This window comes from Lysobacter silvisoli, assembly GCF_003382365.1.
GTDB classification, from domain to species: domain Bacteria; phylum Pseudomonadota; class Gammaproteobacteria; order Xanthomonadales; family Xanthomonadaceae; genus Lysobacter; species Lysobacter silvisoli.
Map to the genome: position 1 here is coordinate 1 of NZ_QTSU01000007.1, position 1,022 is coordinate 1,022.

General features: G+C 68.4%; 1 protein-coding gene. It reads left to right on the forward strand.

Features of this window, described 5'->3' with window-relative positions:
* On the forward strand, positions 1-1,022 hold a 1,022-nt coding region (locus tag DX914_RS19865), incomplete at both ends, for a DUF7507 domain-containing protein (RefSeq protein ID WP_196778983.1).

Here is a 1,022-nt window from a genome sequence, read left to right on the forward strand (position 1 = left end):
GACAAGACCGCCGGCACCCCGTCGGGCAACACCGCGGGCAGCACGATTGCTTACACCTTCCTGGTGACCAACACCGGTAACGTGACGATCACGGGCATTGCCGTGAACGACGCGCAGCTGGATGCGGCTGCGACCTGTCCGGTGACGACGTTGGCCCCGGGTGCGACGACCACCTGCACCGGCACCCACACCATCACCCAGGCGGAGGTGGACGCCGGCACGTCGAACAACAGCGCGACGGCCAGCGGCACCGATCCGTCTGGCGGCACGACCACCAGTCCGCCGGATACCACGACCACGCCGATCGCATCTGCGCCGGCGATGACCCTGGCCAAGACCGCGTCGCCGACGACCGTGTCCGCGGCGGGTGACACCGTGTCCTACTCGTTCGCAGTGACCAACAGCGGCAACGTGACCATCAGCAACCTGGTCATCAACGAAACCGCGTTCAGCGGCACGGGTACGGCTCCGGTCATCACCTGCCCGGTGACCACGCTGGCGCCGGGTGCGAGTACGACCTGCACCGGCAACTACACCGTCACTCAAGCCGACATCGATGTCGGTTCGGTCACCAACACCGCCACCGCGTCCGGTAACGATCCCAGCGGCGGCACGGCGACTAGCCCGCCGTCGAGCGCCACGGTGACGGCGGCTCCTGCGCCTACGTTGACCATCGACAAGACGGCGGGCACGCCGTCGGGTAACACCGCCGGCAGCACGATTGCCTACAGCTTCCTGGTGACCAACACCGGCAATGTGACGATCACCGGCATCGCCGTGAACGACGCGCAGCTGGATGCGGCGGCCGTTTGCCCGGTCACGACCTTGGCTCCGGGTGCGAATACCACCTGCACCGGCACCCACACCATCACGCAGGCCGAGATCGACGCGGGCACGGTGAACAACAGCGCCACCGTGACCGGCACACCGCCGGGCGGCGGCACCACCACCAGCCCGCCGGACACCACGACGACGCCGATCGCTCCGGCGCCGGCGATGACGGTCGACAAGACCGCCGGCAC